The sequence below is a fragment of the Paenalicyclobacillus macrosporangiidus genome, assembly GCF_900116805.1.
Lineage (GTDB): Bacteria > Bacillota > Bacilli > Alicyclobacillales > Alicyclobacillaceae > Alicyclobacillus_H > Alicyclobacillus_H macrosporangiidus.
The window spans coordinates 15,788-39,690 of sequence record NZ_FPBV01000013.1; the positions used below are offsets into that span (position 1 = coordinate 15,788).

The 23,903-nt window shown below is 67.3% G+C and carries 19 protein-coding genes; 18 read left to right on the top strand and 1 reads right to left on the bottom strand.

The window, feature by feature from the left end; translation table 11 throughout:
* Positions 1 to 3: 3 nt before the first annotated feature.
* From BM357_RS11525 to BM357_RS11565, 9 genes are all read left to right on the top strand, one after another.
* Positions 4 to 1,350 (top strand): PDZ domain-containing protein, encoded by a 1,347-nt coding sequence (locus BM357_RS11525; RefSeq protein WP_139234689.1) that lies wholly within the window; start codon positions 4 to 6, stop codon positions 1,348 to 1,350.
* A gap of 47 nt (positions 1,351 to 1,397) precedes the next feature.
* Entirely contained in the window at positions 1,398 to 2,201 is an 804-nt protein-coding gene (locus tag BM357_RS11530) for a flagellar motor protein (protein WP_074953316.1), read from the top strand.
* Positions 2,170 to 3,057, top strand: a complete 888-nt coding sequence (locus tag BM357_RS11535) for a flagellar motor protein MotB (RefSeq protein ID WP_074953319.1) — start codon at positions 2,170 to 2,172, stop codon at positions 3,055 to 3,057. The genes BM357_RS11530 and BM357_RS11535 overlap by 32 nt, the downstream gene beginning before the upstream one ends.
* A 211-nt stretch (positions 3,058 to 3,268) precedes the next feature.
* Positions 3,269 to 5,263, top strand: coding sequence for an excinuclease ABC subunit UvrB (gene uvrB / locus BM357_RS11540; protein ID WP_074953322.1), 1,995 nt, complete (start codon positions 3,269 to 3,271; stop codon positions 5,261 to 5,263).
* Positions 5,264 to 5,366: 103 nt separating this feature from the next.
* Complete coding sequence (gene uvrA / locus BM357_RS11545; RefSeq protein ID WP_074953325.1) at positions 5,367 to 8,243, top strand: excinuclease ABC subunit UvrA; 2,877 nt, start codon at positions 5,367 to 5,369, stop codon at positions 8,241 to 8,243.
* Complete coding sequence (locus BM357_RS19375; protein ID WP_074953329.1) at positions 8,240 to 9,418, top strand: PucR family transcriptional regulator; 1,179 nt, start codon at positions 8,240 to 8,242, stop codon at positions 9,416 to 9,418. The genes uvrA and BM357_RS19375 overlap by 4 nt, the downstream gene beginning before the upstream one ends.
* 206 nt (positions 9,419 to 9,624) lie before the next feature.
* The gene (locus BM357_RS11555; protein ID WP_074953501.1) at positions 9,625 to 10,761 is read left to right on the top strand and encodes an ABC transporter ATP-binding protein; all 1,137 of its coding nucleotides are present in this window, start codon (positions 9,625 to 9,627) and stop codon (positions 10,759 to 10,761) included.
* Complete coding sequence (gene hprK / locus BM357_RS11560) at positions 10,758 to 11,702, top strand: HPr(Ser) kinase/phosphatase (RefSeq protein WP_074953333.1); 945 nt, start codon at positions 10,758 to 10,760, stop codon at positions 11,700 to 11,702. Before BM357_RS11555 ends, hprK begins: the two co-directional genes overlap by 4 nt.
* A gap of 123 nt (positions 11,703 to 11,825) precedes the next feature.
* The gene (locus BM357_RS11565; RefSeq protein ID WP_074953336.1) at positions 11,826 to 13,199 is read left to right on the top strand and encodes a peptidoglycan DD-metalloendopeptidase family protein; all 1,374 of its coding nucleotides are present in this window, start codon (positions 11,826 to 11,828) and stop codon (positions 13,197 to 13,199) included.
* Between the two features lie 166 nt (positions 13,200 to 13,365).
* On the opposite strand, the gene argS is transcribed toward BM357_RS11565, so the two are convergent.
* Complete coding sequence (gene argS / locus BM357_RS11570) at positions 13,366 to 15,075, bottom strand: arginine--tRNA ligase (protein WP_074953338.1); 1,710 nt, start codon at positions 15,073 to 15,075, stop codon at positions 13,366 to 13,368.
* Between the two features lie 212 nt (positions 15,076 to 15,287).
* Here argS and BM357_RS11575 point away from each other — a divergent pair, with 212 nt between their 5' ends.
* The 9 genes from BM357_RS11575 to BM357_RS11615 all read left to right on the top strand — a co-directional run bounded on the left by BM357_RS11575 (position 15,288) and on the right by BM357_RS11615 (position 23,889).
* Positions 15,288 to 17,015, top strand: coding sequence for a tetratricopeptide repeat protein (locus tag BM357_RS11575; RefSeq protein WP_074953341.1), 1,728 nt, complete (start codon positions 15,288 to 15,290; stop codon positions 17,013 to 17,015).
* Positions 17,016 to 17,361: 346 nt separating this feature from the next.
* Entirely contained in the window at positions 17,362 to 17,889 is a 528-nt protein-coding gene (locus tag BM357_RS11580) for an NUDIX domain-containing protein (RefSeq protein ID WP_074953344.1), read from the top strand.
* Positions 17,873 to 18,802: an ROK family protein gene (locus BM357_RS11585; RefSeq protein ID WP_245783967.1), complete on the top strand. Its 930-nt coding sequence runs from the start codon at positions 17,873 to 17,875 to the stop codon at positions 18,800 to 18,802. Before BM357_RS11580 ends, BM357_RS11585 begins: the two co-directional genes overlap by 17 nt.
* Before the next feature lie 68 nt (positions 18,803 to 18,870).
* Positions 18,871 to 19,737 carry an RNase adapter RapZ gene (gene rapZ / locus BM357_RS11590; RefSeq protein ID WP_139234690.1) on the top strand — a complete coding sequence of 289 codons (867 nt, stop codon included), beginning with the start codon at positions 18,871 to 18,873 and terminating at the stop codon, positions 19,735 to 19,737.
* A 3-nt stretch (positions 19,738 to 19,740) separates the two neighbouring features.
* Complete coding sequence (locus BM357_RS11595) at positions 19,741 to 20,907, top strand: gluconeogenesis factor YvcK family protein (protein ID WP_083430446.1); 1,167 nt, start codon at positions 19,741 to 19,743, stop codon at positions 20,905 to 20,907.
* A 5-nt stretch (positions 20,908 to 20,912) separates the two neighbouring features.
* Positions 20,913 to 21,842: a DNA-binding protein WhiA gene (gene whiA, locus BM357_RS11600; RefSeq protein WP_074953350.1), complete on the top strand. Its 930-nt coding sequence runs from the start codon at positions 20,913 to 20,915 to the stop codon at positions 21,840 to 21,842.
* A gap of 201 nt (positions 21,843 to 22,043) precedes the next feature.
* A complete protein-coding gene (locus BM357_RS11605) occupies positions 22,044 to 22,301 on the top strand; it encodes an HPr family phosphocarrier protein (protein WP_074953353.1) in 258 nt (85 codons plus the stop codon).
* Positions 22,302 to 22,488: 187 nt separating this feature from the next.
* On the top strand, positions 22,489 to 22,989 hold the full coding sequence (locus tag BM357_RS11610; RefSeq protein WP_074953356.1) for a hypothetical protein: 501 nt from the start codon (positions 22,489 to 22,491) through the stop codon (positions 22,987 to 22,989).
* Positions 22,990 to 23,061: 72 nt separating this feature from the next.
* Positions 23,062 to 23,889, top strand: a complete 828-nt coding sequence (locus BM357_RS11615; RefSeq protein ID WP_083430447.1) for a formate/nitrite transporter family protein — start codon at positions 23,062 to 23,064, stop codon at positions 23,887 to 23,889.
* The last annotated feature ends 14 nt before the right edge of the window (positions 23,890 to 23,903 follow it).

Genomic DNA, 23,903 nt, shown 5'->3' on the forward strand with positions numbered 1-23,903 from the left:
ATGGTGGACGGCTTCACGGCGGGCCAGATCCTCCGCGCCCTGTGGCCGGGGCTGGCGCGGCTCCTGGTCAATCCTCTGCTGTACGCGGGGGCGGCGCTGGTGATCTGGGACGTGTGGCGCAACGCGCGGCACGAGCGCGCCTTTTTCGGCGTGCGGGTGACGCGCAGAAGGGCTCACCTCCTGCTGTTGGCCGGCCTGTCGTTGGCGGCGGGATGCCTGATGAGCGTGTGGAACGCGGTCCTCGGCGCACGGGCGGCGCCGGGGGAAGTGTGGGCCGTGACCGCCGCGGCGCTGCTGCTCGGGTTGATTCGCGTCCGCTGGTTGTCGCCCCTTTACGGCGCGGCGGTGTGTGCGGCGGCGTCGGCGGTGGCCGGCGCCGTCGGGGCGGGCTCGCCGGGCCCCGTCGCCTCCGGCGCACCCGGAGGGCATCCGGGCCCGGGCGTACCGTGGGGGGAAGCCCTGGGGACCGCCTGGGCCGCCGTCGCCGGATTCGACGCCGCCCGGTGGGCTGTCCTGTTGGCGGGGGCCATGCTGTGCGAGGCGCTGCTGTTGGCGCTTTTCCGCACGCGCTGGCTGCGCCCGGTGTACGTCCTGTCGAAGCGCGGGCGCGCCATCGGCGCCTTCGCGATTCACCTGGCGTTCGTGGCGCCGGTGTGGATCCCGATGGCGGGCGGCATGCCGGGCAACGGCGGTCTTCCCGGCGCACTCGGCGCAGGCTTCACGGCGCTGCCCGTGCTTCTCGGGTTTGGCGGCCTGTACGCAGGGCTGTCGACGCGCCGGGTGTTGACGGTGGTGTGCCTGCGGGATCTGGCCGTGGCAGCGGTCCTCGGCGCGGGCGCGTTCGCCGCCCTGCAGACGGGGCCCGTCTGGGCGGACGCCGCGCTGTGGGCGGGTGCGCTGGGCGCGGAGGCGGTGCGCCTGTGGCTCGACCGGGCCGAGGGCGCGAGCGACCCCCATTACGCGCCCGCCCTCGACGGGGTCCGCGTCTTGGCGACGCTCCCCGGGTCGCTCGCCAGGGCGATGGGGCTGGCGCCGGGCGAGGTGATCACGCACGTCAATCAGGTCCCGGTGCATACCGGGTACGACCTGCACTTCGCGTTTGAGCAAAACCCGGCGTACGCCAAGCTGCGTGTGGTCGACCGGCGCGGGGAGGCGCGGCTGGTCGGGAAGCCGGTGTACGACGGGGAACGGGTCAAACTGGGCCTGTTGTTGGTGCCGGACGATCCGAATCAACCGTGCTACCGCCCGATACCGGGCGGGCTGTTGCAGACGGTCGGCCTCCGCTTGGCGGCGGGCGATCGCGGGGGGCAGGTACCCGCTGATGAGGCCAGCGGCAGTCTGACCTCATAACGCATGAGACCGCCGGGTGACCGGCGGCTGGGGAGGGTGGAAGACCGGTGGATCTGGCGACGATTGCCGGTATCGCCGCCGCGGTGGCGAGCCTGGTGTTGGGATTCACCTTCGACGGAGGCAGCGTGACCGCGTTGCTCCAACCGACGGCGGCGCTGATTGTTCTGGGCGGGACGTTGGGCGCCACGCTGACCTCGGTGTCGCTGCGCGACTTCTTCGGGATCATCCGGTACATCGGGGTGTCGATGCGCAACCGGCAGCGGTCTCCGTTGGACGTCATCGACACGCTCGTCGAGCTGGCCGCGACGGCGCGCCGGGAGGGCATCCTGGCGCTCGAAGACCGGGCCGCGGATGCCAGCGATCCGTTTCTGCAGAAGGGCATCCAGCTGGTGGTCGACGGGGTCGATCCGGAGCTGGTCAAGAACATGCTGGAGATTGAGCTGGCGTACATCGAGGAGCGGCACGAGTCGGCCGCGCGCATCTTCGAGCTGGCCGGCGGTTTTGCCCCGACCATGGGCATCATCGGCACCGTGATGGGCTTGGTGCACGTGCTCAGCGACCTCAGCAACGTCGACGCGCTCGGCCCGCAGATTGCCACGGCGTTCACCGCGACGCTGTACGGCGTGGCGACGGCCAACGTGTTCTGGCTCCCGATTGCCAACAAGCTGCGCCGGCAACACCAGGCGGAGCGGCTGATCTACGAGATCGTCATGGAAGGCGTCTTGTCCATCCAGGCCGGGGAGAATCCGAAGATCCTGGATCAGAAGCTGCGTGCCTTCCTGGCGCCGTCCGTACGGCAGCACAACCCGGAGAAAGCGGGTGACGCAGGCGTTGAGACGGCCAAGGCATAAATCCCACGGCGCGAGCGGCAACCACGAGCGGTGGCTCATCACGTACTCGGACCTGATCACGCTGCTCATGATCTTTTTTGTGATCATGTATGCCATGTCCAAGCTGGACGTGGCGAAGTTCATGACGCTGCAGCAGTCGCTGGCGGCGGCATTGCATCAGGATCGCGAGATTCCTTTGAAGAATCTGGGCAAGACGGGCCTGGTCGTCCCCGCCAATCCGGCCGACACGGGGGATAAGGCGCATACAGGGTCGTCGGATTTGCCGCACGACCAACAGCTCGACAACCTGTACAATGAGATGAAGGCGTACATCGAGCAGCACCACCTGCAGGACAAGGTGAGCGTCGCCAACGAACCGCGCGGGGTGCGCATCACGCTCCGGGACGTGGTGCTGTTCGACACCGGGCAGGCGGTCATCAAGCCGCAGGCGCAAGAACTGCTGAAGGGCCTGGTGCCGTTCCTGCAGAAGCTCGGGAACGCGATTGTCGTGGAAGGATACACGGACAACCAGCCCATCTCCACCCCGCAGTTTCCGTCCAACTGGGAACTCTCGGCCGCCCGCGCCATCGGGGTCGTGCACTTCTTGGCCGCATCTGGCGTGCAGCCGGATCGCCTGAGCGGAGTGGGGTACGGGGAGTATCACCCGGTGGCGCCCAACGACACGGAGGCGCACCGGCAGATGAACCGGCGCGTCAACATCGTCATCCTGCGTCCGGACGCGAATGCCACAGTGGACACGTCCGGCGCCTCCAACGCGGCAAACGCCTCCAACACGACAGGCGCCAACGCGACCCGTGCCTCCAACGCGGCGGGAGCCGGGCCGGCGGCGGGGAACGGGTCATCCGCCGGGAAATGACCCGCACCGGCCGGCCTCTCGTCCTCCCGCCGTTCTTCCTCCCCGCAACAGAGAACATTTGTTCCCGTTTTTGTTTTTATGGTAAGATAAAACGGACATCATGATGCTGTGCGCGGCGTGGCGTGCGTGCGCTGGTGGGCACCCGCACCCCGTCCTGGACCCGTGCCGCGGCGCCGGGATCCCGAGACACAGCGAACGAGGGGCGATCCGCATGTCTGCGAAGGATGGCCGTTTTGAGCTGGTTTCCGAGTATGAGCCCAAAGGGGATCAACCGCAGGCCATCGCAGAGCTGGTGGATGGCCTGCAAAAGGGTCTGCGTCATCAGACCCTGCTGGGGGTGACGGGATCGGGCAAGACGTTCACAATGGCGAACGTGATCGCCCGCATCAACCGGCCGACCCTGGTGATTGCACACAACAAGACGCTGGCCGCCCAGCTGGCGGCGGAGTTCAAAGAGTTCTTTCCGCACAACGCGGTCGAATACTTCGTGAGTTACTACGACTACTATCAGCCGGAGGCGTACATCCCGTCGACGGACACGTTCATTGAGAAGGACGCCAAGATCAACGACGAGATTGACAAACTGCGCCACTCGGCGACCGCGTCGCTGCTGGAGCGGCGGGACGTGATTGTGGTCGCGAGCGTGTCGGCCATCTACGGCCTCGGCTCGCCGGACGAATACCGCGATCACGTGCTGTCGCTGCGGCCGGGCATGGTGAAGAGCCGCGACGACATCCTGCGCCGGCTGGTCGACATGCAGTACGAGCGCAACGACATCAACTTCACCCGAGGGACGTTCCGCGTGCGCGGCGACACCATCGAGATCTTCCCGGCCTCGCGCGGGGAGCAGGCGATTCGCGTGGAGCTGTTCGGCGACGAAATCGACCGGGTGACCGAAATCGACGTGCTCACCGGCGAGATCCTTGGCGTGCGCGAGCACGTCGGCATCTACCCGGCCTCCCACTACGTCACCTCGCGCGAACGGCTGGAGCGGGCCATTGCGCGCATCAAGGAGGAGCTGGCGCAGCGGCTGGCGGAGCTGCGCGCCCAGAACAAGCTTCTGGAGGCGCAGCGCCTGGAGCAGCGGACCCTGTACGACATCGAGATGATGCAGGAGATGGGGTTCTGCTCCGGCATTGAGAACTACTCCCGCCACCTGGAGGGACGGGCGGCCGGGGAGCCGCCGCACACCCTGCTGGACTACTTCCCGGACGACTTCGTCACGTTCATCGACGAGTCGCACGTCACCCTGCCCCAGATCCGGGGCATGTACGGCGGCGACCGGTCGCGCAAGGAGACGTTGATTGAGTACGGCTTCCGCCTGCCCTCTGCGGCGGACAACCGGCCGCTGACGTTCGAGGAGTTCGAGCAGCGCATCGGCCAGGTGGTGTACGTGTCGGCCACGCCGGGACCGTACGAGATCGAACACGAGGAGAAACGGGTGGAGCAGATCATCCGGCCGACGGGCCTGCTCGATCCGGAGGTCGTCGTGCGGCCCATCCAGGGCCAGATAGACGATCTCGTCGGCGAGATCAACCTGCGCATCCGCCGCGGCGAGCGGGTGCTGGTGACGACGCTGACCAAGAAGATGGCGGAGGACCTGACGGACTACCTGAAGGAACTGGGCATCAAGGTGCGCTACCTGCACTCGGACATCAAGACCATCGAGCGCATGGTGATCTTGCGCGAGCTCCGGCTTGGGGTGTTCGACGTGCTGGTGGGCATCAACCTCTTGCGCGAGGGGTTGGACCTGCCGGAGGTGTCCCTCGTCGCCATCCTCGATGCGGACAAGGAGGGCTTCCTGCGCGCCGAGCGCTCCCTCATCCAGACCATCGGGCGCGCGGCCCGCAACGCCAACGGCATGGTGATCATGTATGCCGACCAGATCACGGAGTCGATGCGGATCGCCATCGAGGAGACGCAGCGGCGCCGACGCAAGCAGATGGCGTACAACGAGGCGCACGGCATCACGCCGCAGACGGTGCAGAAGGCGGTGCGGGACGTCATCGAGGCGACCAAGGCGGCGGAGACCAAATCGGACTACGTGTCGGTGGCGGAACGGGCCAAGGAGATGTCCGCCAAGGAGCGGAGGCAACTCATCGCCAAGCTCGAGGCGGAGATGAAGGCGGCGGCCAAGGAGCTGCAGTTCGAGCGCGCCGCCGAGCTGCGCGATCTGATCATCGAACTGTCCGAGCGCGCCGGATGAGGGCGCCGTCCGGGTCAGAGAGGTCACATCAATACTGGAAACCGCGGACCGGGCGGATGGAGCCGCCGGCCGGTGCGCGGGTGATGGGCAGGTGAGGTAGGCGATGAGTCGGGACGCCATCGTGATCAAGGGCGCGCGCGCCCACAACTTGAAGAACATCGACGTTACCATCCCCCGAAACCAATTCGTCGTCCTGACGGGATTGAGCGGGTCTGGCAAGTCATCGTTGGCCTTCGACACCATTTACGCGGAAGGGCAGCGCCGGTACGTGGAATCGCTGTCCGCCTATGCCCGGCAGTTCCTGGGGCAGATGGACAAGCCGGACGTCGACAGCATCGAAGGGTTGTCACCGGCCATCTCCATCGACCAGAAGACGACCAGCCGCAACCCGCGCTCCACGGTGGGAACGGTGACGGAAATCTACGACTATCTGCGCCTTCTGTTCGCGCGCGTCGGACACCCGTACTGCCCGAAGTGCGGCATTCCCATCACCTCGCAGACGGTGGAGCAAATGGTGGATCGCGTGTTGGAGTACCCGGAGGGCACGCGCCTGCAGGTGCTGGCACCGGTGGTGCGCGGGCGGAAAGGCGAGCACCAGAAGCTGTTCGAGGACATCCGCAAGATGGGCTACGTCCGGGTGCGGGTGGACGGCGAGGTGCGCGAGGTGGCCGAGCCCATCCCGCTGGAGAAGAACAAGAAGCACAACATCGAGGTCGTGGTGGACCGCATCATCGTCCGCCCGGACGTGGCGACCCGGTTGGCGGATTCCCTCGAGACGGCGCTCGGCCTGGCGGGCGGGTTGGTGTTGATTGAGGTGATGGGCCGGGAGGAGCTGTTGTTCAGCCAGAACAACGCCTGCCCCAACTGCGGCTTCAGCGTCGGGGAACTGGCGCCGCGGATGTTCTCGTTCAACAGCCCGTTCGGGGCATGCGAGTCGTGCAGCGGCCTGGGCGTGCACATGGAGGTGGACCCGGACCTGGTGATCCCCGACCGCAGCCTGAGCTTGGAGGAAGGGGCCATCGCGCCATGGCTCGGATCGACCTCGACGTACTACCCGCAGCTGTTGGCAGCGGCCTGCAAGTCGTTCGGCATCCCGATGGACGTGCCCGTGGCGGAGATCCCGGAGGAGCAGTTGCACCGCCTGTTGTACGGCGACGGGGCGCGCATCCGGTTCACCTTCGAGAACGAATTCGGCCAGGTCAAGACCACCGAGATCCTGTACGAGGGCGTCATCCCGAATCTGGAGCGGCGGTACCGCGAGACGACGTCGGACTCCATCCGCGAATTCATCGAGGGCTTCATGACCGCGCACCCGTGCGCGGCGTGCAAAGGCCGGCGGCTGCGGCCGGAAAGCCTGGCGGTGCGCGTCGGCGGGAAGAACATCGCCGAGGTCACGGAGCTCTCGGTGACGGAGGCGCTCGCGTTCTTCGGGAATCTGAAACTGAGCGAGAAGGAGTTCGCCATCGCCCGCCTGATCCTGCGGGAGATTGAGGCGCGGCTCGGCTTCCTGCGGGATGTGGGGCTGGAGTACCTCACGCTGGCCCGTTCGGCCGGGACCCTGTCGGGCGGGGAGGCGCAGCGGATCCGGCTCGCGACGCAGCTCGGATCGAGTCTGACCGGGGTGCTGTACATCCTCGACGAGCCGAGCATCGGCCTGCACCAGCGGGACAACGAGCGGCTCATCCGGACGCTGGAGCACATGCGCGATTTGGGCAACACCCTGATTGTGGTGGAGCACGACGAGGACACGATGCTGGCGGCCGATTACATCATCGACATGGGCCCGGGGGCGGGCATGCACGGCGGCACGGTGGTCAGCGCGGGGACGCCGGAGGAGATCATGGCGGACGAGCGCTCGCTGACCGGACAATACCTCTCGGGGCGGCGGTTCATCCCGGTGCCGGAGAAGCGCCGGCAACCGGACGGGCGCTTCCTGCGCGTCGTGCGCGCGACCGAGAACAACCTGAAGGGGATCACGGTGGACGTCCCCATCGGCCTGTTCACGTGCGTGACCGGCGTGTCCGGCTCGGGCAAGTCGACGCTGGTGAACGAGGTGGTGTACAAGACCTTGGCGCGCGACCTGAACCGGGCCCGCGTGCGGCCGGGCGCGTGCGAGGCCATCCTCGGGTTGGAGCACCTGGACAAGGTGGTGGATATTGATCAATCCCCCATCGGCCGCACGCCGCGCTCCAATCCCGCGACGTACACCGGGGTGTTCGACGACATCCGCGATTTGTTCGCCAGCACCAACGAGGCGAAGATGCGCGGTTACCGGAAGGGCCGCTTCAGCTTCAACGTGCGCGGCGGCCGCTGCGAGGCCTGCCGGGGCGACGGCATCATCAAGATTGAGATGCATTTTCTGCCCGACGTGTACGTGCCGTGCGAGGTGTGCAAGGGCAAGCGGTATAACCGCGAGACCCTCGAGGTCAAGTACAAGGGCAAGAGCATTGCCGACGTGCTCGACATGACGGTGGACGACGCGCTGGAGTTCTTTGAAAACATCCCGCGCATCGCGCGCAAGCTGCAGACCCTGGCGGACGTGGGCCTCGGCTACATGAAGCTGGGCCAACCGGCGACCACCCTGTCCGGTGGGGAGGCGCAGCGCGTGAAACTGGCCTCCGAGCTGCACCGGCGGAGCAACGGACGCACGCTGTACATCCTGGATGAGCCGACCACCGGCCTGCACGTGGCGGACATCGAGAAGCTGCTGGTGGTGCTGCACCGGTTGGTCGACAACGGCGACACGGTGCTCGTCATCGAGCACAACCTGGATGTCATCAAGACGGCGGACTACCTGATTGACCTCGGTCCGGAGGGCGGTGCCGGCGGCGGCCAGGTGGTGGCGACCGGCACCCCCGAGGAGGTGGCGCGGGTGAAGAAGTCGCACACCGGGCGGTTCCTCGGGCCGATTCTCGAGCGCGATCGCGCCCGTGCGCGGGGACGGCAGACGGCGGCGGAGCCGGCCCGGCGCACGGTATGAAACCGGACGCCTGGTGGGAGGCGCCGCTGCGCGCCTGGGCGCCGGTGCTCGGGTACGAGTGGCGGTGGCACGGGATCGCCTTGGAGGGCGACAGCGCCGATCCCGCCGGCGGTCCCGGGGTCGGTGGCGGCCCTGGGGCGTGGCCCGCGCGCCCGGTCGGGCAGTGGCGGCGCCAGGAGGACGAATGGCGGCTGTCGCTGGGGTGGGCCGGGGAGGTGGCCTTCCCCGGTTGGGCGGGCGATGCCGCGGCCCGCTCGGCTCTCGCGTGGACGTTGCGCCAAGCCCACGCCGTCCGGCGGCAGACCTGGCGGGAGGCCGTCTGCGCTTGGGCGGCTCGTGTGTTGGACCGCGCGGCGCGCCACACGGAGCCCGAATCGGATGCCGGGGCGCGGCCGACGCCCGGCGCGGGGCACGGTCCGTGGCCCAGTGCAGCCGATCCCGTGGTGCCCGAGGCGTTGTCGTGGCCGGACGAGGAGATCCCATTCCCGGCTTGCCTCGCCTGTTTGCGGACGGACGGGGATACCGGCCGGGCGGCCGCCCGGGATGTGTTGACGGAGCTGGTGCGAGACCAGGTGATTGGCTGGATCGCCGCGGATCCGGGATGGGCCGCCCTGCTCGTCATCCCGCTCGACGGGCGGGAAACGAAGTCCGGGCCCGAAGAGGCGAGGCGGTGGCTGCGCCAGCGCCTGAACAGCCTGCTCGACGTCCTCGCCGCCGACGCCTGGGTGCCGGCCCGGGTGGCGGCCGGTGCCTGGATGGACGGGCCGCAGCACTGGCACTGGGGAATGACCACGCTGGCCGCTGCGGTCGAGGTGCAGGACCGGTGGCGACAGGCCCTGGTGTACACCTGGGGGGAAGACCCCGTCGGTCACCTCTTGCAGCAGGTGGGGGGCGCGGCCCGGTCGGCCTTTCTGGCGGCGGCGTCGCAGCGTGCCCCCGACGGAGTCCTGACGCTGAGCCGGGAGATGGTGGAGACGCTCGAAGGCATGGTGTCGGCCAATCTGAACGTCAGCGAGGCGTCGCGGCTCCTGTACTTGCATCGGAACACCCTGATGAACCGCATCGAGCGGATCCGGCAGCAGACGGGATACGACGTGCGCACGTTTCAGGATGCCCTGGTGTTGTGGCTGGCCAGCCGCCTCCAGGCCTCGGCGCCGGATGCGCCGCGGCGCTGAACAACCTGCACAGGCGGCGGCACAAAGCAGGTGCAGTCTGCACGTCCCGCGCCGGCGCTCGCCGTTGGTAGACTGGAGTCAGAACATCGCGGAGCGAACGGCTTCACGGGACGGCGCGGTCCGTCCGCGTCGGTGGCGCCCCCGCTTGGGGCACGCGGGAGGCTCGTTTGCGCCGGCGATGAAATCGCTTTGTGGGGGATGGCGGCGTGGCTCGCGTACAGCTTCAGCACGTGTGGAAGAAGTACAGCAACGATTTCGTGGCGGTCAAGGATTTCAACTTGGACATCCAGGACAAGGAGTTCGTCGTGTTCGTCGGTCCGTCCGGGTGCGGGAAGACGACGACGCTGCGGATGATCGCGGGGCTCGAGGACATCACCTCCGGCGACCTCTACATTGGAGACCGGCGGGTCAACGACGTCGCGCCGAAGGACCGCGACATCGCCATGGTGTTCCAGAACTACGCCCTGTATCCGCACATGACCGTGTATCAGAACATGGCGTTCGGCCTGAAGTTGCGCAAGATGCCGAAGGCGGAGATCGATCAACGCGTCCGCGCGGCGGCGAAGATCCTGGACATCGAGCACCTGCTTGACCGAAAGCCCAAGGCGCTCTCCGGCGGCCAGCGCCAGCGCGTGGCCTTGGGGCGTGCGATTGTCCGCGAGCCGGCGGTGTTCCTGATGGACGAGCCGCTGTCCAACCTGGACGCCAAGCTGCGCGTGCAGATGCGGGCCGAGATCCGCAAGCTGCACCAACGTATCCAGACGACGGTGATCTACGTCACCCACGACCAGACGGAGGCCATGACCATGGGGGATCGGATCGTGGTCATGCGGGACGGCGTGATTCAACAGGAGGCCACGCCCCAGGAGGTGTACAATCACCCCAAGAACATGTTCGTCGCGGGCTTCATCGGTTCACCGGCCATGAACTTCATTCGCGGCGAGCTGGCGGAGGAGGGCGGCAGCATCTACTTCCGCACGGCCGGCATCTCCATCCGCCTGCCGGAAGGCCGCTATGCGGCGCTGCGTCAGGCCGGGGTGGTCGGCCGACCGGTGGTGTTGGGGGTGCGCCCGGAAGACCTGCACTCCGATGAATTGACCCTGGAGACGTACCCGGACGCCGTGGTCAACGCGCGGGTGGAGGTCGTCGAGCACATGGGGTCGGAGCTGTACCTGCACGTGGACGCGTCCGGGCAGCCGCTGGTCGCGCGTGTCAGCGCCCGGCACGAGATGCATCCCGGCACCCCGCTGCGGCTGGCGATGGACCTGAACAAGATCCACATTTTCAATCAGGAGACCGAGGAGGCTGTGCCGTTCGCCGCAGAGCCGGCGACTGTGAAATGAGCACACCACGCGCTGTACCTGTCCATGAATTGGTGCGGGGGCTGGGGCTGACGGTGTTCAATCCGGATGCCAACCTGAACCGCCCCATCACGACGGTCGACATCAACCGGCCGGGCTTGGCCCTGGCCGGTTACCTCCGTTATCACGCGGCCGAGCGGATTCAATTGCTCGGCCGGACCGAACTGTCCTTTTTGCGCGGCATGGACAGCCGCGAACAGGCCCTCCGGGTGTTCGCGTTCTGCTCCTATGAACAGACGCCGTGCGTCGTCGTCACCCGCGGCGAGGCGCCGCCGGAGTCGCTGCTGCGGGAGGCGTCCAGCCGCGGGCTGCCCGTGCTGGGCACGACGCATGTGACCACGCGTGCGGCGTCCGTCATCTCGACCTTCTTGGAGGAGCGGCTCGCCCCGGAGACCTTGGTGCACGGGGTGTTGGTCGACGTCTACGGCATCGGGATCCTCATCACCGGATCGAGCGGTATCGGCAAGAGCGAGACGGCGTTGGAGTTGATCAAGCGCGGCCACCGGCTGGTGGCGGACGACGCCGTGATCATCCGGCAGGTGTCGGACAACACGCTGGTCGGCAGCGCGCCCGCGTTGCTGCAATACCTGCTCGAGATCCGCGGGCTCGGCGTCTTGAACGCGATGACCCTGTTCGGGGCGGGGGCGGTCCGCACCCACAAGAAGCTGGCGATGGTGGTCCACCTGGAGGCGTGGCGGGACGACGTGGCGTACGACCGCCTGGGCATCGACGAGCAGACGGTGCGCATCCTCGACACCGAACTGCCGTCGTTGACCATTCCGGTTCGGCCCGGCCGCAACCTGGCCGTGATCATCGAGGTGGCGGCGATGAACCACCGCCTGAAGCGCATCGGATTCAACGCGGCGCAGCAGTTCTCGGAACAGCTCGCCGACGCGATAGAGGAGCAGATGGACCCCGATTGAAGCCGATCTGTGCCGTGTTTTGATGAATTTCGTGTCAAATCCGCGAACGAGGCAGGATTCTGGCGTTCTTTGTCGAATTAGCCCCCTCGGCCGAAGTCTGGGCCGACGGGGGAGGGGTTGTTTGTGAGGCTGACATCCGCCAACCCGGTTGGGGGGTTGGCACCTGCCAGCGAAGAGGCCGGTTGGAGACAGAAACTCGGCGCACGGACGAAGGAACAGTGGTCGGAGTGGAAGGCGTACTGGAAGGATCAGTGGCAGCGGGTTTCGCATCCCCGTCTGGCCTTGGCGTCGGCAGCGGGCGCGGCGCTGTTGCTCGGTGGTTCGTATGCGGCGTTGGCGCACATCGAAACCACCCAGGCATGGGCGCGGGTATACACGGACGGGACGTATGTCGGCATGGTTCCCAATGAACCGGACACAACTCAGGCCATGCAGCGGATTGCCCTTGGGTACCATGTGGACGTACGTTTTGCACCGGTCCATACACATGTGGCGGCGGGATACGATTGGCAGACGGTGGCATCCATGCCCACCGACGCAGTGGCCATCGCGTTGAACGGGAAGCCGTTGGTGTATACCCGGACCGCGGCGGACGCGAATCAGGTTTTGGAAACGGTTCGCACAGCGCTGACGCCGGCGAAGCTGCCGGCGGGAGCCCGTGCGCATTTCGTCGGCGACGTAGCGGTGGTGCCGGTGGAGACCGCCATCTCCAACATCCTGTCTCCCGAGGCGGCGGTGGGCGTGCTCTTGCACCGCGGCGGCAACCGGCTGTCCGGGCGCGGGGAGAACTCGTTGCTCCAGACGGCGGACGCCGTGCAAACCGGGGCGAAGGCAGTGTCCGGGGAAGATGCGGCGGCTCCGTTGCTCCAGGTGGAGACCGAAGAGGTGGTCACCAAGACCGTCACCGTCCCGTACACCACGCGTTACGTCGATGACAACCAAATGGCCAAAGGCCAGGTCAAGGTCGTCACGCCGGGCAAACCGGGGGTGGCGAAGGAGCAGGTCCGCGACCGGTATGTCAACGGCAAACTGGTGAGCAGCGAGGTCGTCAGTAAACAGGTGGTCCAAGCGCCGCAGCAGGCGGTCGCCAAGCGGGGGACAAACAGCGGCGTCGCCGACGGGAACTGGATCTGGCCCTCGCCCTCTTACGTCATCACTTCGGGATTTGGATACCGGAGTCTGGGTGGAGGAGAGTTTCACCCGGGCGTCGACATCGGCTGCCCTGTCGGCACCCCTGTGTACGCCACCAACAACGGCACGGTCGAGGACGCCGGCTGGAACAGCGGCGGCTACGGGATCTGGGTGAAGATCGACAACGGCAACGGGATTGAGACCGTGTTCGGCCATCTGTCGCGTACGGCCGTGCATCCGGGACAACGCGTCGCCAAGGGGCAGGTCATTGGCTACTCGGGCGCGACGGGCAACGTCACCGGCCCGCACCTGCACTACGAGGTGCGCATCGGCGGCCGGGCGGTGAACCCGCGTCCCTACATGTGACGGCCGGGTCAGGCGGGCGCCACACCCATCGGTCCGTGTGACGCCGTGTCCCGCAGAGGGGACAGCCGGCCGAATGGAACCACACAGAGAGGCACAGGGGAACATCCCTGTGCCTCCTTCGCATCTGCACATCCTGGGAGCGTCCCCGGAGGTCCGGGGACGCCGCTCACATCGCCTCCGGCGCCTCGAGGCCGAGCAGGTACAGGCCGTGGGCCAGCACCCGCCGGGTGGCGTCCGTCAGGGCGAGGCGGAAGGCGCGCAGGTCGTCCTCCGCCCCGAGGATGGGGGCATCGTGGTAGAAGCGGTTGAAGGCGTGGCACACGTCGAGGACGTGGCGGGCCATGACCGACGGATCGAACCCGTCGACGGCCCGCTCCAGGGACTCGTTGGACTGGGCCAACTGGTGCACCAACTGCCACTCGCTGTCTGCCAACGCCTCGTCCGCCAACACCGGCGGGGAGGTCACCGGCACCCCTTCGGCTTCCGCCCGGCGCAGGACGCTGCAGGCGCGGGCGTGCGTGTACTGGACGTACGGCCCCGTCTCGCCGTCGAAGTTGAGGACGTCCTCCCAGCGGAAGTCGACGTCGTGCAGGCGGTTGTTCTTGAGGTCGTTGAACACCACCGCCCCGATGCCGACCGTCTCCGCGACCCGGTCTTTGTCCGGGAGGCCCGGGTTTTTCTCCTCGATGATGGCCCGCGCCTCCTGCACCGCGCGCTCCAGCACCTCCTCCAGATACACCACTTTGCCGCGGCGGGTGGAGAGGCGCTCGCCGTTGTACTTCATCATGCCGAACGCGATGTGGTGGCAGTGCGCCGCCCAGTCGCGTCCCATCAGCTCGAGGACCTTGAACACCTGGGCGAAGTGCAGTTTCTGCTCCGCGCCGACCACGTAGATGAGGTCGGTCGCCCCCAGCACATCGTGCCGGTACAGCGCCGCCGCCAGGTCGCGCGTGGCGTAGATGGTGGCTCCGTCCGACTTGCGGATGATGCAGGGGGGCATGTTCCAGGCGGAGAGATCCACCACCTCGGCGCCCTCGCTCTCCGTGAGCAGCCCGCGCTGGCGCAGCTCGTCGACGACGGCGTCCATCTTGTCGTTGTAGAAGCTCTCGCCGAGGTAATGGTCAAACCGCACGCCGAGCCGCCGGTAGGTCTGCTCGAACGCCTTCAGGCTCTCGGCGATGAACCACTTCCACAGGCGGGTGGCCTCCTCGTCCCCGTCCTCCAGGCGCTTGAACCAAGCCCGCGCTTCGTCCTCCAACTCCGGCTTGTCCTTCGCCTCCTCGTGGAAACGCACGTACAGCCGGAACAGCTCCTTGACCGGGTCGCGGCGCACCGTCTCCTCGTCGCCCCACTTCAGGTAGGCGACGATGTTCTTCCCGAACTGGGTCCCCCAGTCGCCCAGGTGGTTGATGCCCACGACCTCGAATCCGTCCGCGGCGAGCAGGCGGCAGATGGACTGGCCGATCATCGTTGAGCGCAGGTGGCCGACGCCGAAGGGCTTCGCGATGTTCGGCGACGAGTAGTCGACCGCCGCCCGCCTGCCCGTGTGGCGGCGGCGCGAGAAGAGGGCCGCGACGTCGCGCTGCGCCTGGTCGATCACGCCGGCGGCCACCGGCCCGCGCCGCAGCGTCACATTGACGTACCCGCCCGCCACGTCCACCCGCGCGAACAGGCCCGACTGCCGCAGCACCTCCGCCGCGTCGGCCGCGATGGCCGGCGGGGCCTTGCGCAGCGTCTTCGCGAAGCGGAAGCAGGGCAGCGCCAGATCGCCCAACCGCGGGTCGGGCGGGTATTCTATCGCCATCCACACGTCGTCTGCCGCGACGCCGAGCCGGTCCGCCACCAGGCTGGCAATGCTCTGCTTTTGCTCGTACATGACTTCACCTCGACAATTGCAATACCAGGTCCGAATTCAATTATTATAGCACGCACGCGAAATCGGGTGAACTTCATCCCCTGCATCCGCTGTGATATACTTTCAGTACCTTTGGATGTGGGGCATGCCGCTTCGCTCCTGCGCGACAGCGAGCCGCTTCGCGGCAAGCCCCCCACCCTTCTGCGGTACGTAGTGGTGAGGGAGGTGCTCACATGGATCGAAATACCCAGACAGGCTCGCGCGGGGCACGCCCGGGCAACGTCATCCCGTTGCGCCAGGACGCGGCGTTTTTCTTCGAACGCGGGGTTCGCTACCTTGAGCGCAACGACCTCCGGCGCGCGCTCAAGGCGTTCCGCCGGACCGTCGAGGTGGAGCCTGACAATCCGGTCAATTACTGCAACCTGGCGGGCGTCCTGTCCGAACTTGGCGATTTCGAGGCGTCCAACGAGGTGCTGCTGCACGTCTTGCAGAACTTGGACCCGTCCATGGCCGAGTGCCAGTTTTACCTCGCCAACAACTACGCCAACATGGGGGACTACGAAACCGCGGAGGAGTACGTGCTGCGCTATCTGGACGCCGACCCCGACGGCGAGTACGCGCAGGAAGCGGTGGAGATGCTCGACATCCTGATGGACGAATTCGGCGGCGGCAAGGCGTACGCCCGCTGGCAGGCGGAACAGCGGCGCAAGGAGCGGGCCAGCGCGAAACGGGACGGCCGTCACCTGCTCGAAGAGGGACAGTTCGAGGCCGCCGTGGAGTGGCTGGAGCGCGTCACCCAGCAGGATCCGGGGAACACCGCGGCGCTGAACAACCTGTCGCTCGCCTACTATTACACCGGCCAGTATGACCAGGCGGTCGCCCTGGCGGAGCGCGTGCTCGCGGAGCATCCGAAAAACGTGCACGCCCTCTGCAACTTGACCGTGTTCTGCGCGCATCTCGGCCCGCGAGACCAGTATGAGGCGTGCGTGGCCAAACTGCGCAAGCTGTTTCCGATGCATTACGATCACGCGGCTAAAGTGGGGACGACCCTCGGCCTGGTGGGGGACCACCGCGCCGCGTACGAGGTGTTCGCCAAATTGGTGAAGTTGGCGGGGGACCCGGATCCGGCGATGATCCACGCGCTCGCCGCGGCGGCGGCCAACTGCGGCCAGTACGGCGTCGCCCGGCGCTGGTGGCGGGTGCTCAGCCAACGGTCGGGCATGGCGGAGGTGGCGGAGCACTACCTGAAGGCGCTCGATCGCGCCGAGCGCAGCGGGCAACGTTTCATGCGCGTCAGCTACCAGTACGAATTGCCGATTGAGGCGCAGTTCGCGAAGATGAAAGCGCGCCTGGAGTCGGGGGACCTGGCGGCGTGGCGGCAGGATCCGCTGCTGCGCGCGTCCCTGTACTGGGGATTGCGGCACGGGGCGGCCGAGACCCAGCGGGCCGTCATCCGCATCCTGGCCATCATCGCCGACCAGGACGCGGAGAAGGCGCTGCGCGCCTATCTGCGCCGCCAGGACATCGCGCCGCCGCAGCAGGCCGCCGCGCTGCACGCCCTGCAGCGGATGGGCGCGCGCGGGCGGGTGGAGCTGTGGCGGGACGGGGAATGGGTGTCGCTGCGGATGAGCGAGGTCCCCAAGGACGTGATCCTCGCGGTCGATCCCGTTTGGCGCCAAGTCCTCGAACGGGTGACCGAGTGGCTGCGGAACCACCGCAAGGCCCGGTACGTGGCGGAGGCGCGGCGGGTCTGGGTCGGATATCTGCGGCACGCGTTCCAACGCACGGACCGGGCCGTGGGCAAGCCGGAGGTGTGGATGGCCGCGCTGCTGTACGCGGTGTTGAAACGGCACAACGAACCGGTGCGCCAGAAGGACGTGGCCCAGTGGTTCCACGTCTCGGTGTCCGCTTTGAGCAAGGCGGCGGGGAAATTGAGCTGTTACTTCGTGACGATGCCGTGAGGAGGACGCGCGTTCGGCGGTTTCCCGAGCGGGATCGGGTGGCGGCGCAGTTGCTCCACTGTGCCGAGGCGCGCCAGGAAGCGGTGGAATGTCACACGATCTTAACCCGGGTGTAACACAAATGAAACACCCGGGTTGTATGATGAAGATGCATCACATTTGACCCCCTTTTCAATATACACTCGCTTCCGGCGCCGGACTGGCGCCAACTTTTTTTATCCATCCGGGAATGGTATGCTACCGGTGGAGCCGGCCGGATACACCGGCGGGCGCAAGGTTTTTTCTTCTTTTCATCACGCGGCCGTTCGGGATGTCACCGGACACGGCTGCGGCGAGGTGACCTGTCGTGCTCATCATCGTGAATTGCTTCGCGCAGATCGGCGGCAGGGTGGTCATGCTCCAGAAGCCGCGCCGAGGCTGGTGGGTGCTTCCGGGCGGCAAGGTGGAGCCATTCGAGGCTTGGCCGGAGGCGGCGCGCCGGGAGATGTGGGAGGAGGCCGGGCTGCGGGTGGACGGGTTGCGGCTGCGCGGTGTGCACTTGCTGCGCGAGCTGGGCCCGGACGGGGAGCAGCATCGCCTGATTGCCCAGTTTTCCGCCGATTCCGCCGAGGGGCAGTTGCGGGAGGTCTGCACAGAGGGGACGCTCGCCCTGATCCCGCCGGAGGACCTGGCCCGTCTGCCGATGGACGAGGGCGACCGGGTGATGATCCGGCACACCCTGTGGGCGTGCCGAAATGGAGCGGACACGGTGTTTTTCGGAAACTTCACATACACAGCGGATCGGGACCTGTTGGATTGGCGCATGCAGCCGGATGTGCAGGGGAGCGCCATCCCGGTGGAGGGGAGGCGCGGCGAAGATGTGGTTCGGCGTTGACATCGGGGGCACCAGCGTGAAGGCGGCCATCGTCGATGACGGGGGCCGGCTGGTGGCGCAGCAGGCCATTCCGACGGAGGCCGGGCGGGGCCCGGCGGACCTGTGTCTGCGCCTGCGCGAGACCCTGCGCGGGATGGCGGACGCCTGCGGAATGGACCCGGGGGTCATTCGCGGCGCCGGCGTGGGCGTGCCGGCGTTTCTCGATCTGGCGCGCGGCGTCGTGGTCGAGGCCATCAACTTGGGGTGGCGCGAGGTGCCGCTGGCGGAACTGTTGGCGGATGTGCTCGGCATGCCGGTGTCGGTGGACAACGACGCGAACCTGGCGGCGCTCGGGGAGGCCTGGGCGGGCGCCGGGGCCGGGGCGCACACGGTGTTGTGCACCACCGTCGGCACGGGCGTCGGCGGGGGCGTGGTCATTGGCGGCCGGCTGCACCACGGGGCCAACGGGATGGCCGGCGAGATCGGCCACATGCGCGTGGTGCGCGAGGGCGGGCTGCTGTGCAACTGTGGTCAGACCGGCTGCCTGGAGACCGTGGCATCGGCGACGGCCATCGTCCGGGAGGCGCGGGAGCGGCAGGCGGCGGGCATGCTGCCGCCGGACGAACGGATTGACGGGGCGGCGGACGTGGCGAGGCTGGCCCGGGATCACGAGGCGGCCCGGCGGGTCCTGGAGACAGCCGGCCGCTGGCTCGGCTTTGGCCTGGCGCAGGCGGCCGTCGTGCTCAATCCGGACGTCATCGTCATCGGCGGGGGCGTTTCGAAGGCGGGCGATCTGCTGCTGGAGCCGGCGCGAGCCGCATTCACCGAATCCGCCCAGCGTCTGGTGGCCGAGGCCACCTTGCTCCGCTTGGCGAAACTGGGCAACGGCGCCGGGGTGGTCGGCGCCGCCCGCCTGGCGATGCAGCGCGCCTGACGCGCTGGAGAAGGGGCCAGGTCCCCCGCGGGGACCGCATCGGCCCGTGAAGCGAGGGGGGAAGGGGCGTGAAGGAGCCGATTCGGGTCATCGTCATCACGGGCATGTCGGGCGCGGGCAAGACGGTGGCCATGCAGGCCTTGGAAGACTTCGGCTTCTTTTGCGTCGACAATCTGCCGCCCGCCTTGATCCCGAAATTCGTCGAATTGGTGGGCCAGGCCAGCGGCCAGGTGCGCCGCGTGGCGCTGGCCTGCGATCTGCGCGGGGGCGAGCTGTTCCAACCGTTCACCGATACGGTCCGGCAGTTGCGGGCGAATCCGGACGTGCGGCTGACCGTGCTCTTTCTGGACGCGGACGACGCGACGCTGGTGCGCCGGTTCAAGGAGACCCGCCGCCGCCACCCGTTCGTCGACGGGGCGCGGCTGCTGGACGGCATTCAGGCGGAGCGGACCGCGTTGGAACAGGTTCGGCGGGAAGCCGACCAGGTGATGGACACGACGCACTGGAAACCGGCGCAGCTCAAACGCGAGATGGCGCGCCTGTTCGCGGACCCGAGAGGGGGTCTCCCTGTCCACATCATCTCGTTCGGCTTCAAGTACGGCATCCCCATCGACGCGGATCTGGTGTTCGACGTGCGCTTCTTGCCCAATCCGCATTACGTCGAATCCTTGCGCCCGTACACCGGGGAGGACGCACCGGTGTACGAGTACGTCATGGAACAGCCGGCGACCCAGGAGTTCCTCAGCCGCTTGGAGGATATGGTCGATTTCCTGATCCCTCAGTTCACCAAGGAAGGCAAGAGCCATCTGGTCATCGGCATCGGCTGCACGGGCGGCAAGCACCGCTCGGTGGCCATCAGCAGACATCTGTACGAACACATCCGGAATCGCACGGATGCGCATCTGACTCACCGCGACTGCGGCCGGGAGGGCTGAACGGTGCGGCACTGGTGGTTGTGGGCGTGGACCATCGGCTGTTTCGGCTGCGGCATGCTCGCCGGCGCCCTGGTCATCGTCCGCTGGAGCGGGCAGGCGTTGGCCCTGGCGGCGGTGGTGCTCGCCATCGCGGTGCTCCTGCTGGCCTACGGGTGGTGGCGGGAGCTGCGCGCGGCCCGGCGGCGGTTGGAACAACAGCGGCGGCGGCCGCGCATCGTCGCCATCGGCGGCGGCACGGGCCTGTCGGTGGTGCTGCGGGGGTTGAAGGAGTTTGACGTGGACCTGACGGCGGTGGTCACCGTCGCGGACGACGGCGGCAGTTCGGGACGCCTCCGCACCGATTTGGCAATCCCGCCGCCGGGCGACATCCGCAACTGCCTGGTCGCCATGGCGGACACGGAGCCCCTGCTGGAGCGCCTCCTGCAGTTTCGCTTTCCCGCCGGTCAAGGGCTCGCGGGCCACAGTTTCGGCAACCTGTTCCTCGCGGCGATGACGCACATCATGGGCGATTTCGTGTCTGCCATCCGGGAGACCAGCCGTGTGCTGGCGGTCCGGGGGCGGGTGTTGCCGGCGGTCCGCGAGGACGTGGTGCTGCGGGCCGTGTTGGCCGACGGGAGCGTGGTGGAGGGGGAGTCGAACATCCCGCAGGCAGGCGGACGGATTGAACGGGTGGAGCTGGTGCCGCCCAATCCCGAGCCGCTGCCGGAGGTGGTGTCGGCCATCCGGGAGGCGGACGCCATCGTCATCGGACCGGGCAGCCTGTACACCAGCGTGCTGCCGAACCTCCTGGTCCCGGGGCTGGCGGAGGCCGTGGCGGACAGCCGCGCGAAGAAGATCTACGTGTGCAACGTCATGACCCAGCCGGGAGAGACGGACGGATACACGGCGTCCCAGCACGTCGACGTGATCTACCGCCACATCGGCCGGCCGCTGTTCGATTACATCCTCGTCAACGCGGCATCGCTGCCGCCGGAAGCGCTCGAGAAGTACCAGGCGCAAGGGGCGTACCCGGTGCTGGTGGACATCGAGGCCTTGTACCGGCAAGGGCTGCGGGTGATTGCGCGCAACTTCGTCCACTTTGCCACCTACGCCCGGCACGACAGCCGGTTGATTGCGGAGCAGATTGTGAGCCTCATCGGCTATGAGCGGCTGAACGCCGCCCGGGGGTGAGACCGTTGTCATTCGCGGCCCAGACGAAGAAGGAGTTGACGTTGATCCAGGAGGCGCCGTGCTGCCGGCGCGCGGAACTGCAGGCGATGGTGCTGCTCAACGGCGCCGGCAGCCCGGGCGACGGCCGCACCGGTCTGACCGTGCAGACGGAGAACGTGGCGACGGCCCGGCGCATCTACACCCTCTTGCGGGAGCTGTTTGACCTGCATCCGGAGGTGTTGGTGCGGAAAAAGATGCGGCTCAAGAAGAACAACGTCTATGCGGTGCGGGTGCCGGCGGGCGCGGAGGCGGTGTGGAGGAGCCTCGGCTTGGCGCCCGGCGACGCCGGAGGGTTCAGCCTGGCCGAGCCGGGGCGGCCGCGCGCCTGTTGCCGCAGGGCCTTTTTGCGGGGGGCGTTCTTGGCCGCGGGATCGGTCAACGATCCGGGCAGCCCCTCTTATCATCTGGAGATCAGCTGTCAGACACCCGAGCAGGCGAACGTCATCCGGCGGCGGATGAACGAGTACGGGCTGCACGCCAAAGTCATCGCCCGCAAGCGGGGATACGTGGTCTATCTCAAGGAAGGCGAGAAGATTGTCGAGTTTCTCAGCGTCATCGGCGCCCATCAGGCGCTGCTGAAGTTCGAGGACGTACGCATCATGAAGGGGATGCGCAACCAGGTCAACCGCCTGGTCAACTGCGAGACGGCCAACATGAACAAGACCATCACGGCCGCGGTCCGCCAGCTGGACGCCATCCGCCTCATTGACGAGCGGATGGGGTTGGAGCATCTGCCCGACAAACTCCGCGAGGCGGCCCAGCTGCGGCTGCAGTATCCGGAGACGAACCTGCAGGAACTGGCGCAGCGGATGGGCCACCGGGTCACCAAGTCGGGCCTCAATCACCGCTTCCGCAAGCTGCAGGAGATCGCGGACCGCCTGCGGGCGGGGGAGTGACCCTTCTCCGCACGCGGGCGTTCCACGCACCGCGCGCCGAGAGGGGTGCAGGGGACCTGCGGATGGGCTGCGGAGGTCCGTGATCCTCGCGAGCGGCCGGATTCCCATATTGGACCGCGGGGGCGGACATGGTATACTTTCCCCAACCAGGGTGGTGTCCACGGGGTGTCCCGGGACCGCGGCGGAGAGGAGGCGCTTTCGATGGTGGAGCGGAAGATGGTGGTTCGGCTGCGCACAGGTCTGTTGGCGCGTCCGGCCGCCCTCTTTGTGCAAGAGGCCAATCGGTTTTCCAGCGAGATCTACGTCGAGAAGGACGGCAAGTCGGTCAACGCCAAGAGCATCATGGGCATCATGTCGCTGGCCATCGCCAACGGCCAGGAGATTGTCATCAAGGCGGAAGGATCGGACGCGGAACAGGCCGTCGACAAGCTGAGTGAGATGATCTCCAAGGAGAGTTGACGAAGCGCGCCCCACGGCAGGGGGTGCGCATGGACATTCCGGGGCCCCGGCAGACGCGGTGGCGTGCCTGCCGGGGCCGTGTGTCTCGACCCGCCCGGGACCTGGAGACAGGCCGCCGGGCGGGTTCTTTGTCCGGCGGACGTTTCATACCTCTGTAGGGAGAGGATGGCCGAGGGGGGCGTCCGCCGTGAGCAGCCGTTTTCGCCCGCGCACCCGGGCCCGTCTGCGCCGGGGGTGGCTTGTGCTCGCCGTGCTGGGCGCGGCGGCCCTGTTTGAACTGTATCGGATCCTGCTGCCGCTGACCTCTGCCAATCCGCTCTATCACGAGGTGACCATCGGGGAGCCGGTGATCGGGGAGTGGCGGTACGGCGGGCAGGACGAAGAGGGGTACCTGAAGTTCTACAACGGCGGGCAGACCGTCCTGTTGCCGCCGACCGAACGATTGTTTGACGCGGACGGGCGATTTGTCGTGATTGAGGGGCACACGCCGAGCTCTCTAACGTACGCCAGACCGGTGGCCGCCGTGCCGTTGTCGTGGATTGCTGCGGGCCTCGGGGCGATGGCGTTGCCGGGGGGCTGGATCTGGCTGAGGCTGCGTGCGCGCCGCAAGCGTCTGCGCGTCCGCCGGCCGAAGCGTCTGGGCACACGTGTCCAGGCCCGGAACAGATTGCCTACCCGGCGGATGTGATCTATATTACATATGGCGCCAATGTTCTAATTTATTTAAAATTTGGCGCGGATTCTTGGGGGAGGCGATGCTATGGCGGCCGCAAACTTTTTGTCCCCGGCCGAAATCGCGCGTCTGGCGGCTCAGGCGGGGGAAGAGAAGACAAAGTACGGGATCGGCAAACTGTTGATCCTCGGTTTTCTCGCTGGCGCGTTCATCGCTTTGGGGGCACTGTTCGACATTCGGGTGACCGCAGGGCTCCCGGACCAGTGGGGGACGTTGAAGTCGCTTATCGGCGGGGCGGTCTTCCCGATTGGTCTGATGTTTGTCGTGATTGCGGGCGGGGAGCTGTTGACGGGCAACATGATGACGGTGCCCATGGCGCTGCACGAGCGGCGCATCGGCATCGGCGGCCTGGTGTACAACTGGCTCTGGGTGACCATCGGCAATCTCGTCGGGTCGTTGTTCGTGGCGTACGGCTTCGGGGTCTTGGCCAAGATGCTCACGGCCGCGCCGTACGACAAGGCCACCATCGCCATCGCGGTATCGAAAGCCAGTCTCCCGTTCTTCGCCACCATCATGTCGGCCATCGGATGCAACTGGTTGGTGTGCCTGGCGGTGTGGTTGGCGCTCGGCGCGCGGGACATCGTGGGCAAGATCTTCGGCATCTGGTTTCCCATCATGGGATTCGTCGCCATCGGGTTTCAGCACGTGGTGGCCAACATGTTCTTCCTGCCCGCGGGGATCTTCGTCGGCGCCCATGTGACGTGGGGCCAGACCATCGTGGAGTGGATCGGCGCGTTCATCGGCAACGCCATCGGCGGTTGGTTGTTCGTCGCGACGGCCTACTGGTACACCCTGCTGAGGGTGCCGGGCAAGCCGGTCTCCGTGCCGACGGCAGCGGAGACGAGCCGCACCTGAGCCCGCAACGACGG